Annotated in this window: 12 protein-coding genes; 8 read left to right on the top strand and 4 right to left on the bottom strand. The window is 72.5% G+C overall.

Going from position 1 to position 13035, the window contains the following annotated elements:
• Window positions 1-58 precede the first annotated feature (58 nt).
• Window positions 59-574, top strand: a complete 516-nt coding sequence (locus AQJ54_RS17775; protein ID WP_062238424.1) for a YceI family protein — start codon at window positions 59-61, stop codon at window positions 572-574.
• Here the strand turns inward: AQJ54_RS17775 and AQJ54_RS17770 are convergent.
• On the bottom strand, window positions 555-2258 hold the full coding sequence (locus tag AQJ54_RS17770) for a hypothetical protein (RefSeq protein ID WP_062238423.1): 1704 nt from the start codon (window positions 2256-2258) through the stop codon (window positions 555-557). The genes AQJ54_RS17775 and AQJ54_RS17770 overlap by 20 nt on opposite strands.
• Window positions 2259-2492: 234 nt before the next feature.
• On the opposite strand from AQJ54_RS17770, the gene AQJ54_RS17765 reads away from it, so the two are divergent.
• From AQJ54_RS17765 to AQJ54_RS17750, 4 genes are all read left to right on the top strand, one after another.
• Window positions 2493-2882 (top strand): cell division protein SepF, encoded by a 390-nt coding sequence (locus AQJ54_RS17765; RefSeq protein ID WP_030314005.1) that lies wholly within the window; start codon window positions 2493-2495, stop codon window positions 2880-2882.
• A gap of 218 nt (window positions 2883-3100) precedes the next feature.
• On the top strand, window positions 3101-4336 hold the full coding sequence (locus AQJ54_RS17760; RefSeq protein ID WP_062238420.1) for an AAA family ATPase: 1236 nt from the start codon (window positions 3101-3103) through the stop codon (window positions 4334-4336).
• Window positions 4333-4659, top strand: a complete 327-nt coding sequence (locus tag AQJ54_RS17755; protein ID WP_062022415.1) for a nucleotide pyrophosphohydrolase — start codon at window positions 4333-4335, stop codon at window positions 4657-4659. Before AQJ54_RS17760 ends, AQJ54_RS17755 begins: the two co-directional genes overlap by 4 nt.
• A gap of 226 nt (window positions 4660-4885) precedes the next feature.
• A complete protein-coding gene (locus AQJ54_RS17750; RefSeq protein ID WP_062022411.1) occupies window positions 4886-5356 on the top strand; it encodes a DUF6099 family protein in 471 nt (156 codons plus the stop codon).
• Between the two features lie 109 nt (window positions 5357-5465).
• On the opposite strand, the gene AQJ54_RS46100 is transcribed toward AQJ54_RS17750, so the two are convergent.
• Complete coding sequence (locus tag AQJ54_RS46100) at window positions 5466-5636, bottom strand: hypothetical protein (RefSeq protein ID WP_162951997.1); 171 nt, start codon at window positions 5634-5636, stop codon at window positions 5466-5468.
• Window positions 5637-5866: 230 nt separating this feature from the next.
• Here AQJ54_RS46100 and AQJ54_RS17745 point away from each other — a divergent pair, with 230 nt between their 5' ends.
• The 3 genes from AQJ54_RS17745 (at window position 5867) to AQJ54_RS17735 (ending at window position 10999) form a co-directional block, all read left to right on the top strand.
• Complete coding sequence (locus AQJ54_RS17745; protein WP_062238419.1) at window positions 5867-6790, top strand: LLM class F420-dependent oxidoreductase; 924 nt, start codon at window positions 5867-5869, stop codon at window positions 6788-6790.
• A 166-nt stretch (window positions 6791-6956) separates the two neighbouring features.
• Window positions 6957-8459, top strand: coding sequence for a 3' terminal RNA ribose 2'-O-methyltransferase Hen1 (locus AQJ54_RS17740; protein ID WP_062238417.1), 1503 nt, complete (start codon window positions 6957-6959; stop codon window positions 8457-8459).
• The gene (locus AQJ54_RS17735) at window positions 8456-10999 is read left to right on the top strand and encodes a polynucleotide kinase-phosphatase (RefSeq protein WP_062238415.1); all 2544 of its coding nucleotides are present in this window, start codon (window positions 8456-8458) and stop codon (window positions 10997-10999) included. The genes AQJ54_RS17740 and AQJ54_RS17735 overlap by 4 nt, the downstream gene beginning before the upstream one ends.
• Window positions 11000-11056: 57 nt before the next feature.
• Here AQJ54_RS17735 and AQJ54_RS17730 read toward each other — a convergent pair whose 3' ends face one another.
• Both AQJ54_RS17730 and AQJ54_RS17725 read right to left on the bottom strand, forming a co-directional pair.
• Window positions 11057-11947 (bottom strand): NAD(+)/NADH kinase, encoded by an 891-nt coding sequence (locus AQJ54_RS17730; RefSeq protein ID WP_062238413.1) that lies wholly within the window; start codon window positions 11945-11947, stop codon window positions 11057-11059.
• Window positions 11944-12948, bottom strand: coding sequence for an SPFH domain-containing protein (locus AQJ54_RS17725; protein WP_062238411.1), 1005 nt, complete (start codon window positions 12946-12948; stop codon window positions 11944-11946). The genes AQJ54_RS17730 and AQJ54_RS17725 overlap by 4 nt, the downstream gene beginning before the upstream one ends.
• Window positions 12949-13035: the final 87 nt, after the last annotated feature.

Raw genomic sequence — 13035 nt, 5'->3', positions numbered from 1 at the left:
TGAAGAATCGGCTAGCGTGCTGTCGTCATCCAAATTTGGACTACCTGAGTGAGGAACCATGTCCGTCGCCGTCGAAACCGGAACCTGGCAGCTCGACCGGACCGCCACCACCGTCGCCCTGAAGCACAAGACGATGTGGGGCCTGGTCACGGTCAAAGGCGCCTTCGCCACCGTGGACGGTCAGGGCGAGGTGCGGGCCGACGGATCCGCCGTCGGCACCGTGACCCTCGACGCGGCCTCCCTCGACACCAAGAACGCCAAGCGCGACGAGCACCTGCGCGGCGCCGACTTCTTCGACGCCGCGAACCACCCCGAGATCACCTTCGCGGTGCGCAGCGCCGAACTGCGCGACGGCGACCAGGTGCACGTGGTGGGCCAGCTGACCGTGCGGGGCATCAGCCGCCCGCAGTCCTTCACCGGCCGGATCAGCGAGGCGAGCGCGGACGCGGTCACGGTCGACGCCGAGTTCACCGTCGACCGCGACCAGTTCGGTCTCGGCTGGAACCAGCTGGGCATGATCCGCGGCCTGACCACGGTCAACGCCACGCTCCGCTTCAAGCGGTCGGCAGCGTGAGGTAGGCGCTCGACAGCGTCTGCGGCGACGAGGTGAACACGCGCAGCCGGACCTGCTGGTGCTTGTGCGGCAGCGCGTACGTCCCGTCCGGCGGCCGCAGTTCGTAGACGGCCGTGGCGTGGGCGGCCAGCGTGGCCGGCCCCCGCAGCACCGTGAAGTACGGGTACATGCCCTGGCCCCGGGTGAGGGTGAAGTGGGGCGTGAGCGCCTCGTCGTCCGCGTTGGTCACTCGCACGGTCAGCCGGGAGAGCGCCCGGGCGTCGTGCCGGACCCCGGCGAGCTCCAGGCGCAGGGGCGGGGAGCCGGTGGCCGCCAGCGCCGCGCTCGCCAGCGCCGGACTCAGCAGCAGCACGGTCGCGGCGATCCGGGCGGGACGCCGGTTCGCCCCGCCGAGCCGCCGTGCGAACGGCTGCCAGGCCCCAGCGAACTCCGTCGCGGGCGCGGTCACCGCCGCCGCCAGCCACAACGGCGTCATCATCAGGTAGTAGCCGTCCTGCGAACGCGTCGCCAGCCAGAACGCCAGCCACGGCAGCACGGTCGCCGCCGGACCGAGCCGGCGCACGAACAGCACCGACAGCGCCAGCAGACCGGCGAGCAGCAGCACACTGGCGTACCCGTACCAGTCCAGCCGGTCGCTGCCGTTCGTGAGATACAGCGAGACGCCCACCAGTCCCTGGCCGTGCAGCACCGCTCCCTGGATCAGCGGCAGCGCGATCCCCTTCAGCCACGCGACCGGCTGGGTCACCACGAAGTACGCGTTCAGCGCCAGCCATACGGCGGCGGCGACCCCGGCGAGCCGCAGCACCACCAGGCCCGCCGCCCGCGCCCCGAGCTCCCCGCGCCGCACGGCGTAGATCCCGGCCAGCAGGAACGGCGCGAGGAACCACGGCAGCTGCTGCGCCGCGCACGCCGCTCCCAGACAGGCCGCCTGCGCCACCCCGGCCGGGCCCAGCCCCCCGCCCCGCCCGATCCGGGGCCAGCGCACCACCACCGGGATCATCAGGGCCAGCGCCAGGATCGCGGGATAGCCGAGCCTGCCGTACATCTCGATCATCGAGAACCCGAGGCACGCCATCGTCGCCGCCGAGCGCCAGGGCGTCGGCAGCAGCCACCACAGCACGACCGTGCCGACGAGCAGCGCGCCCGTGCTCATCGCGATGGCCGGCAGACTGCCGTGCCCGAGCCAGAGCAGCGGCGCGGTGAGCAGCGGGGCGAGCGGGGGATAGCCGTACGTGTAGTCGTAGCCGCCCGTGACCGTCGGGGTGAGCGCGATGCCCTTGCCGCCGAAGAGCCAGGGCCAGGGGCGGCCGTAGATCCCGTGCCCGGCCGCCAGGTCGTGCGCGGCCTGGGTGGTGAGGACGGACTCGTCCGAGCCGCGGTGGAACAGCGCGAACGTGCACAGGGCCAGCGTCAGGCCGGTCACCAGGACGCACAGGTCCACGCGGGCCAGGGACCGCCGGCCGCGCACCACCAGGGCCAGCGCGCCGCACACGAGGATCGAGGCGTAGCAGAGCGAGATGACGGCGGCCAGGGCGATCCGGTGGGTGGCCGCCTGGGTCCACACCTCGCGGGTGCCGATGAGGAGGCTGACGTCCGCGAGCAGGGTCAGGACGCGATGCCACTGCGTGGGGGGTTCAGGCTCGGCGGACACCGCGGGCCGGGTGGCGCGGTCGGGTGCCGACATCTGAGTATCTGCCAGGAACACGGCATCGGACGCTAATCGGGGGCGGTGAGGGGGGTGGGGCAGGAGGCCAAGAGTCCGGTGTGAGGCGGGTAAGACCCTTTCGTCACGATGAGCGGGGGGCGCGTGGGGCCGCCGAGGCGGTCGCGGACCGTGTCGTTGTTGGGCCGAACGGGTGACTTGGCGTAAGAATTGGCTGGTGCAGGCAATGAAGGCGAGTCGGAGCGGGGGCAGCCGGTGAACAGGTACGACGTCACCGATGAACAGTGGGAGGGGCTCGCCCAGGTCGTTCCGTTGCGAGGGCGGGACGCGTGGCCGTCCGCGATCGACCACCGGACGGTGCCGGAGGCCCCTACCGAGGCCCGGCGCCGGTTCGTCGTCCTGCGGATCAACGTCTTCGCGGACGCCCGCGAGGTCGCCGAGACGCTCATGGCGGGCATCCCCGTCCTCCTCGACCTCACCGGCGCGGAGACGGAGGTCGCCAAACGGGTCCTCGACTTCAGCACCGGGGTCGTCTTCGGCCTGGCCAGCGGGATGCACCGGGTGGACCGCAACGTGTTCCTGCTGACGCCGGCGGGGACCGAGGTGACGGGGTTGATGGAGCAGGCGGGGGTGCCGGGGGTTTAGGCCGGGGCCGGTTCCCTGGCGGGTGCGGCTGGGAGTGCGGCTGCGGGTGCGTTGTGGCTGGTCGCGCCCACGCGGCGGAGCCGCACATCGATACAGCCCCGCGCCCCTGGGGGGTTGGGGGTGCCCGGGGTGTGAAGGGGGCGGGGACGTTCGCTCGATCGTAGGAAGGGCGTCAGGGAGTAACGGTTCGCCCAGGGGCGGAGTCCTACGGTCCGGATATGCGTGTGTCCCCCACCTCCTCCGTCGTCCCGGCCCAGTCGGCCTCCCCGCTCGCGGAGTCGTCGCACGGCGGTGAGTCGCCCTCCCCGCTCGCGGAGCCGTCGTGCAGCGGTGAGCACCGTCCCGACCGGCCGTGTCTCACCGAACTCCGGCTCTCCGCGTACGCCGTGCACCGCCGCGCCGTCCTGCCGATCGGGCCGTTGACCCTGTTCGCCGGCCCCAGCGGAAGCGGCAAGACCGGTGCGCTCCGGGCCTACGAGGCACTCGCGCGGCTCGGTGGCGGCGCGAGCCTCGTCGAGGTCTTCCCCGACCCCGGCGCCTGTGTCCCCGACCGGGCCCGGCCCGACGCCCAGCACCGCCGCGGCTTCCGGATCGGCTGCACCGCGGACGGCCCCGAGGGACCGGTCCGCCTCGACGTCGCCGTCCAGGCCGAGCCCCAACTGCGCATCGTGGGCGAACGGTTGACCTCCGGCGGCCTCGTCCTCCTGGAGACCGCCCTGCGCGACCCCACCCGCCGTGCCGTCCAGGCCGCCTGGCACACCGCCGGGACCGCCCCGGTCACCCGCGCCCCGCTCCCGGACGACCGGCTCGGCACCGCCCTGCTGCCGCTGCGGGTGGCCGGCAAGACGGACGGGCAGCGGCACGTCCTCGCGGCCGCCGAGCAGATGGTCGTCGCCCTGCGCTCCGTCTTCGGCTGCGACCCACGCCCCGGACGCATGCGCCTGCCCGTGCCGACCGGCTCCGGACGGCTGCTCGGCGGCTGCGACAACCTCGCCGACGTCCTGTGGCGCACGCGTTCGGAATGCTCCCGGCGGCACGCCCAACTCGTCGCCGCGGCGGGCGCCGGATGCGCGGGACCCGTCGCCGACGTCCTCGCCGAGCCCCTGCTCACCGGGGCGGTGCGGGCGCTGATCGACCGCGGGGACGGCGGCCGTACGGAGCTCGGGCGGCTGGGTGACGGCGAGTTGAGGTACCTCGCCCTTGCGCTCGTCCTGCTCACCGGACCCGGCGTGCTGGAGGTCGACCCGGCCGGCGAGGTGCCGGCGGCCATGCAGACCCTCACCGTGCTCGCCGACAACCTCGACCGCGGACTGGATCCACGGCAGCGGGCCGAACTGCTGCGACTGGCCCTGCGGATGTGCGAGCGCGGGCACATCCGGCTGGTCGGCGCGGTGAGCGACGCCTCGTGGGCCGGCGGGACGGACGGCGTCACAGTGGTACACCTGGAGCCGTGACCGAACCTCTCGACGTGGCGAAGCTCCAGCGCAGACTGGCCGAGTTCGCGGCCGCCCGCGACTGGCAGCCGTACCACACGCCCAAGAACCTCGTGGCCGCGCTCAGCGTGGAGGCCTCCGAACTGGTCGAGATCTTCCAGTGGTTGACGCCGGAGGAGTCCGCCCGGGTCATGGACGACCCCGACACCGCACACCGCGTCACGGACGAGATCGCCGACGTGCTCGCGTATCTGCTCCAGCTGTGCGAGGTGCTCGGCGTCGACCCGTTGACCGCGCTCTCCGCGAAGATCGACCGGAACGAACGGCGGTTTCCCGCGCCCTGAGGAGCGCGGCCCTGAGGAGCGCGGCCCTGGGGAATCCGCCCGCCCCCGAGGAGCGGCCCGCTCCTCTTTCACTCTCCGTGATGAAAAGCTGTTCCGAAATCGATTTGTTGTCCACAGATTTCCGCCCACCTCTGGCTTTTCGTTCCGAGCGACCTCACTCTGGGTAGTGAACAAGGGAGTTCGGGCGGACGTGCCGGGGGTACGTCGCGACAGACGGGGGCAGCCGATGGACGCGGTGCGGCTCATCGTGACGAGCAGGCGTGCCCTGGCCGGTGGCGGTGAGCCGCCTCAGGTCATGGCCGAGGTGTGGCAGGCGCAGGCCCTGGCCCAGGCCATAGGGAGTCGCCTCGCGGTCGCCGGACCGCCCGAACTCCGGGGCGAGGCAATCGGGTTGACCGAGCTCGCGGGGCGTGGCTGCGGGGTCCTCGACCGCCCCGACGTCGCCCTCGCGGAGCTCCGGGCCGCGCAGCTCACCGACCTCGGCGACGCCCGCCAGGCCCTCCAGTACCTCGGCGGCCTCCTCGGCGAGGTCGGCATCGCCCTGGTCGGCCTAGCGTGCGCGGCGGACGACGAGACGACGTACTGGCAGTGCATGGAGGCGATCGACGCGGCGGACGAGTCCCGGGACCGAGTCCTCCAGATGCTGCGAAGACTGGCGGACCGGGGGGAGGGGCTGACCGAACGGGAGGCGGGGTGAGCTCTTCGGCCGCGGTGTGGGTACAGCTGGGCAGGGTTCGACTGCACCCACTCAGGGGCGCGGGGAACTGCGCGACCAGCCCCCACCCACCCGCACCCGAGGACAGACCTCAGCCCGCCTCCTCCTCCCCGACCCCCCGCCCAGAACCCCCGGCCCCCTGAAGATCCGCATCCAACGCCGACAGATCCGCGTTCAGTGCCGCCATCAACTCCTCCATCTGCTGCAACAACCCCTTCGGCTGCCCAGCCCCCGCAGTCAGCGGCACGGTTCCTTCGGACATGACGGCCTCCTCGGCCCAAAAACCCACGCGGGTAACGGACGGCGCACCGGCGACGACAAGCCGGTTCCGCCCCAGCCAACGATCACCAAAGGGCCCGGTCACTGGCACGGTCACCCCCCACGCACCCCGTGGACGGATTTTCACCCGCCCGGGGACGGCGGCACGGCGGCACGACGGAGGTCAAAGGGACCGGTGAGGCCACAGCGCACCCCTGCGTGCAGGATGGAGACATGGATCTGCGCATCTTCACCGAGCCCCAGCAGGGTGCGAGCTACGACACCCTCCTCACCGTCGCGAAGGCCACCGAGGATCTGGGCTTCGACGCCTTCTTCCGCTCTGACCACTACCTCAAGATGGGCGACGGGGACGGCCTCCCCGGCCCCACCGACGCCTGGATCACCCTCGCCGGCCTCGCCCGCGAGACCAGGCGCATCCGCCTCGGCACCCTGATGACCGCCGCCACCTTCCGGCTGCCCGGCGTCCTCGCCATCCAGGTCGCCCAGGTCGACCAGATGTCCGGCGGCCGTGTCGAACTCGGCCTGGGCGCGGGCTGGTTCGAGGAGGAGCACCAGGCGTACGGCATCCCGTTCCCGAAGGAGAAGTTCGCGCGCCTGGAGGAGCAGCTGGAGATCGTCACCGGCCTGTGGGGCACCGGGCCCGGCGACACCTTCGACTTCCACGGCGAGCACTACGACCTCACGAAGTCGCCCGCGCTGCCCAAGCCCGCCCAGGACAGGATCCCCGTGCTGATCGGCGGCCACGGCGCCAAGCGGACCCCGCGGCTCGCCGCCCGCTACGCCGACGAGTTCAACCTGCCGTTCGGCTCGGTCGAGGACAGCGAGAAGCAGTTCGGCCGGGTCCGCGCCGCCGCCGAGGAGGCGGGCCGCGCGGCCGACGCGATCACCTTCTCCAACGCCCTCGTCGTCTGCGTCGGCAAGGACGACCAGGAGGTCGCCCGCCGTGCCGCGGCGATCGGCCGCGAGGTCGACGAGCTCAAGGAGAACGGCCTGGCCGGCACCCCGGCCGAGGTCGTCGACAAGATCGGCCGCTACGCCGCCGTCGGCTCCCGCCGCGTCTACCTCCAGGTCCTCGACCTCGACGACCTGGACCACCTGGAGCTGATCTCCGCCCAGGTCCAGTCGCAGCTGCCGTAACAGGTCCAGACAGGTTCAGTCGCAGCTGTCGTAAATCGAAGGCGCTGGTCACAGCCCCTGTGCGAAGCTGAGGACGTCGTCCTGCCGAGCCCCCAGGATCACCCTTCCTGGGGGCTCTCGCGCGCACGGCACCCTGTACCGTCCACCGGCCGGAAAGGCCCTCACCATGTTCCTGACCATCACCACCACCGGCACTCCCGAGCGCCCCGCCACCGACCTCGGCTACCTGCTGCACAAGCATCCCGAGAAGGCGCAGGCGTTCTCCACCTCCTACGGCAGGGCGCACGTCCTCTACCCCGAGGCGGACGATCAGCGCTGCACGGCCGCGCTGCTCCTGGAGGTCGACACGGTGGCACTGGTCAGGCGCGGCAAGGGCAAGGGACGCGGCGGCGCCCCCGACGCGGCCCTCGCCCAGTACGTCAACGACCGCCCGTACGCCGCCTCCTCGCTGCTCGCGGTGGCCCTGAGCGCGGTGTTCTCCAGCGCGATGCGCGGGGTGTGCGCCGCCCGGCCCGAACTGCCCGCGCAGGCAAGGCCGTTGCGCATCGAGGTCCCCGCACTCCCGGCGCGCGGCGGCCCGGCACTCGTCCGGCGGCTGTTCGAGCCGCTCGGCTGGACCGTGACCGTCGAACCGGTCGCACTGGACGCCGAGTTCCCCGAGTGGGGCGACTCGCGCTACGTCCGGCTCGAACTGGAGTCCGCAGAGCTCACCCTCGCCGAGGCGCTGCGCCACCTGTACGTCCTGCTCCCGGTCCTCGACGACGCCAAGCACTACTGGGTGGCCCCCGACGAGGTCGACAAGCTGCTCCGCGCCGGTGAGGGCTGGCTGCCCGCACACCCCGAGCAGAAGCTGATCACCAGCCGTTACCTGTCCCGCCGCTGGTCGCTGACGCGCGAGGCGATGGAGCGCCTGGAGCTGGTCCGGCTCGCCGAGACCGACGACAGCGAGGTCGAGGACATCGACAACGCCGTCGAGGCGGACACCGAGACCGAGGAGAAGCCGACCCCGCTCGCCGTGCAGCGCCGTGAGGCCATCCTCGACGCGCTGCGCGCCGCGGGTGCGGCCCGGGTGCTCGATCTCGGCTGCGGACAGGGCCAGTTGGTGCAGGCGCTGCTCAAGGACCCGAGGTTCACCGAGATCGTCGGCGTCGACGTGTCCGTGCGGGCCCTGACCATCGCCTCCCGGCGGCTCAAGCTGGACCGCATGGGCGAGCGGATGGCCTCCCGCGTCCAGCTCCTCCAGGGCTCGCTCGCCTACACCGACAAGCGGCTCGTGGGGTACGACGCCGCCGTGCTCAGCGAGGTCGTCGAACACCTCGACCTGCCGAGGCTGCCCGCTCTGGAGTACGCGGTCTTCGGCGCGGCCCGTCCCCGGACCGTCCTGGTGACGACCCCGAACGTCGAGTACAACGTCCGCTGGGAGTCGCTCCCGGCCGGCCATGTCCGGCACGGCGACCACCGCTTCGAGTGGACCCGCGAGGAGTTCCGCGCCTGGGCGAACTCGGTGGCCGAACGGCACGGCTACGAGGTGGAGTTCCGGCCCGTGGGCCCGGACGACCCGGAGGTCGGACCGCCCACGCAGATGGCCGTCTTCGAACTGAGCACAGCTACGCCGAGCACCACTGTCAGGAACGAGAACAGGAACGAGAAGGAGGCGAAGGCGGCATGACCGAGAACCAGCGCACGGGGCGCACCCTCCCCGTCACCGACCTCTCCCTCGTCGTCCTCGTCGGCGCCTCCGGCTCCGGCAAGTCCACCTTCGCCCGGCGGCACTTCAAGCCGACCGAGGTGATCTCCTCCGACTTCTGCCGGGGCCTGGTCTCCGACGACGAGAACGACCAGGGCGCCACCAAGGACGCCTTCGACGTCCTCCACTACATCGCCGGCAAGCGCCTGGCCGCCGGCCGCCGCACGGTCGTCGACGCGACCAGCGTGCAGTCGGACTCCCGACGCCAGCTGATCGACCTGGCCAAGCAGTACGACGTGCTGCCCATCGCCATCGTCCTGGACGTCCCCGAGGAGGTGTGCGCCGAGCGCAACGCGGGCCGCACCGACCGGGCCGACATGCCGGTCCGGGTCATCAAGCGGCACATCCGCGAACTGCGGCGCTCCGTCCGCCACTTGGAGCGCGAGGGCTTCCGCAAGGTGCACGTCCTGCGCGGGGTGGCGGACATCGAGAACGCCACCGTCGTCACCGAGAAGCGCTTCAACGACCTGACCCACCTCACCGGCCCCTTCGACATCGTCGGCGACATCCACGGCTGCGCCACCGAACTGGAGACCCTGCTGGGCAAGTTGGGCTACACCGACGGCATCCACCCCGAGGGCCGTACCGCGGTCTTCGTCGGCGACCTCGTCGACCGCGGCCCGGACAGCCCCGGTGTGCTGCGCCGCGTGATGTCGATGGTCAAGTCGGGCAACGCGCTGTGCGTGCCGGGCAACCACGAGAACAAGTACGGCCGCTACCTCAAGGGCCGCAAGGTCCAGCACACCCACGGCCTCGCGGAGACCATCGAGCAGATGGAGACCGTCTCCGACGAGTTCCGGGCCGAGGTACGGGAGTTCATCGACGGGCTCGTCAGCCACTACGTCCTCGACGGCGGCCGACTGGTGGTCTGCCACGCCGGTCTGCCGGAGAAGTACCACGGCCGCACCTCCGGCCGGGTCCGCTCGCACGCGCTGTACGGCGAGACCACCGGCGAGACCGACGAGTTCGGCCTGCCGGTGCGCTACCCGTGGGCGGAGGACTACCGCGGCCGGGCGGCCGTGGTCTACGGCCACACCCCGGTCCCGGAGGCGACCTGGCTCAACAACACGATCTGCCTGGACACCGGTGCCGTCTTCGGCGGCAAGCTCACCGCGCTGCGCTGGCCGGAGCGCGAGCTGGTCGACGTACCGGCGCAGCAGGTCTGGTACGAGCCGGTCAAGCCGCTGAAGTCGGAGGCTCCGGGCGGTCAGGACGGCCGGCCGCTCGACCTCGCCGACGTGCACGGCCGCAGGGCCGTCGAGACCCGGCACCAGGGCCGGGTCGCCGTCCGGGAGGAGAACGCGGCGGCCGCCCTGGAGGTCATGAGCCGCTTCGCGGTGGACCCGCGGCTGCTGCCGTACCTCCCCCCGACCATGGCCCCGACGGCCACCAGTCGTGAGGAGGGCTACCTCGAGCACCCGGTGGAGGCGTTCGCGCAGTACGCCGAGGACGGGGTCGCGCGGGTCGTGTGCGAGGAGAAGCACATGGGCTCGCGGGCGGTGGCCCTGGTCTGCCGGGACGCGGACGCGGCCCGCAGGCGCTTCGGCGTGGACGGCCCGACCGGCTCGCTCTACACCCGGACCGGACGGCCGTTCTTCGACGACGGGTCGGTGACGGAGGAGATCCTGGACCGGCTGCGGACGGCGATCGGCGAGGCCGGCCTGTGGTCCGAACTCGACACGGACTGGCTGCTGTTGGACGCCGAGCTGATGCCGTGGTCGTTGAAGGCCGCGGGGCTGCTGCGCTCGCAGTACGCGGCCGTCGGTGCCGCGTCCGGTGCGGTGTTCCCGGGCGTGCTGGCCGCGCTGAAGGGGGCGGCGGACCGGGGCGTGGAGGTGTCCGACCTGCTCGCCCGTCAGCGTGAACGCGCGGACGCGGCAGGGGCGTTCACCGACGCCTACCGCCGCTACTGCTGGACCACCGACGGCCTGGACGGCGTCCGCCTGGCACCGTTCCAGGTCCTCGCGGTCCAGGGCCGCAGCCTCGCCGGACTCCCGCACGACGAGCAACTGGCCCTGCTGGACCGGCTGGTGGAGCACGACCCGACCGGGCTGCTCCGGACCACCCGCCGCCTGTACGTCGACACCGGTGACCCGGAGTCGGTGCGGGCGGGTGTCGACTGGTGGCTGGAGATGACCGGCCGGGGCGGCGAGGGCATGGTCGTCAAGCCGCTCGGCGCGGTGGTCCGCAGCGCCGAGGGCCGCCTGGTCCAGCCCGGCATCAAGTGCCGGGGCCGGGAGTACCTGCGGATCATCTACGGCCCCGAGTACACCCGCCCGGAGAACCTGGAGCGGCTGCGCAAGAGGTTCCTGAACCACAAGCGCTCCCTCGCGATCCGCGAGTACGCCCTCGGCCTGGAGGCCCTGGACCGGCTGGCGGAGGGCGAGCCGCTGTGGCGGGTGCACGAGGCGGTGTTCGGAGTGCTGGCCCTGGAGTCGGAGCCGGTCGACCCACGGCTGTGAGCCGCGGACCGGACGGGCCGGGGGCGCGGGGTGACCTGAGGGTCGGCCCGCACCCCCTCACCCCACCAACCGCAGCCGCTCCGCGCAGACCCCCACCTCCACCGTCTGCCCCCAGGTCAGCTCCAGCGCGTCCCCCTCCATCCCGTCCCCGAAGGCGATCAGCCGTTCGGACTCGACGGTGAGGCGGAGACGGGCGCGGGCGGCGAGTTCGCCGGCGGTCAGCGAGGTGCCGGTGGCCGGGGACGGCCAGGCCTCGCGCACGAACCACACCAGGCGGTCCTCCGTCGGCCCCGGCAGCCGCAGGCGGGCGCCCCGCTCCTGCCACACCGACCGGAGCCAGCCCGTGGCCCCCGTCCCCGTCCCCACCAGCACCCCGGAGGAAGCCTGGGCCTCGACGACACCCCCGTCGCCCTCCAGGCCCAGGCGGTATCGGGCGGTCTGATGACCTCCGGCGCCCAGGTAGATCTCGTTCAGCGCGACGAGCCGCTGGGTGTCGTCGGCGACGGCCTCGACCATCGTCAGCTCGTCGACGCTCCGGCCGGCCACCGCCAGCAGTCCGGCCGTGTCCCGCGGCCGGTGCCGTACCAGGACCCCGGGATTGCGGCCGGGCTCGGTGTCGATGCCGAGCACCGGTTGCCCCGCGAGGTACTTGGCCACATTGGCCACCAGACCGTCCTGCCCGACCACGACGACGACGTCCTCGGGGGCGAACAGGAAGCGGTCCAGGTCGGCGCGCTCGACCCGGGCCTGACGCCACGTCAGCGGAATCGCGGACGTCACGTCGGCGAGCGCCTGCCGGACCCGCTCGTGGCGCTCGGCGACCTCGCGGATGTCCCGGCCCCGGGAGGACAGGAAGAAGGCCGCCTGCCCGTGCGTGCCGTGGTGGGCCACCAACTCCTCGTACTCCGTGGTGCGATGGACCAGCACGGCCCGCGGGGCGAGACTCACTCCGGCTCCCGCGCGCCCAGCCTCGCGAGCAGCCCCGTCAGCACGTCCGGCGAGATCGTCACGCTGTCGATGTGCGGCAGGTTCTCCGCGAGCCGGGTCCCGGTGAGGGCGTGCAGGGTGGCGACGTCGACGTCTCCGTGCACCTGCAACCAGGCGGCCTGTGCCTGCGCCTTGGCGTCACCGACCGTGCGCACCCCCTCGGCCTCCGCGCGGGCGAGCCGTACCGAACGGGCCGCCTCCGCCTCCGCCCGTACCGCGTCGGCCGCCGCGTGCTCCTCCGCCTCCCGGCGTGCGTTGGTGCCCCGCTGCTCCACCAACTGCTCTTCCCTGCGCGCCAGTTCGATCTGGCTGGCGAGTTCGTTCTCGGCGATGGCGCGCTCCCGCTCGACGGCCACGGCACGCCGTTCGTAGGTCGCCCGGTCCGCCTCCTGCTGGATCTGCTCACGGGCCGGGGTGCGCAGCGCCCGCTCCACCTCCGGCTCGGGGCGCACCGCCATCACGCGGACGGCGACCACCTCGATGCCGGTGGCCGGCAGCCGGGGTTCGGCGTCCAGGCCCGCCCGGATCCGCTCGCGCACCGCGGACACACCGTCCACGAGCGCGGCGGACAGGGAGGTCCTCGTCAGGACGTCCAGCGCGTGCTGCTGGGCCGTCTCCGTGAGCAGGGTGCCCAGCTGCTCCAGGGGCGCGCCCCGCCACACCCCCGTGTCGGGGTCGATCGAGAAGTCCAGGCGGGCTGCGGCGAGGGCCGGGTCGCCGATCCGGTAGGTCACGGTCGCCTGCACGGCCACGTCCTGGAAGTCGGACGTACGGGCGTGGAAGGTCATGGCCAACTCGCGGTCGTCCACCGGCACTTCGGAGAGCGCGGCGGTCAGTGCGCGGAACCAGAAGCTGAGTCCGGGACCGTCGTGCAGCAGTGTGCCGCCGCGGTGGTGCCGGATGTGCGCCGTGGGTGCGCCGCGCAGGTGGCGCCAGCCGAAGCGCCGGGTGATGTCGGCCATCAGGTCTCTCCCTCTTTTCGTCTGTACGACGATAAGTGCAGCGGCCGTTTATCGTCAAGAGGACGACAAGAGGAAATCCGTGCGAAC

Source organism: Streptomyces griseorubiginosus, from assembly GCF_001514195.1.
GTDB classification, from domain to species: domain Bacteria; phylum Actinomycetota; class Actinomycetes; order Streptomycetales; family Streptomycetaceae; genus Streptomyces; species Streptomyces griseorubiginosus.
The sequence above is the reverse complement of the archived record's forward strand: the minus strand, read 5'-3'. Positions and strand labels throughout refer to the sequence as shown.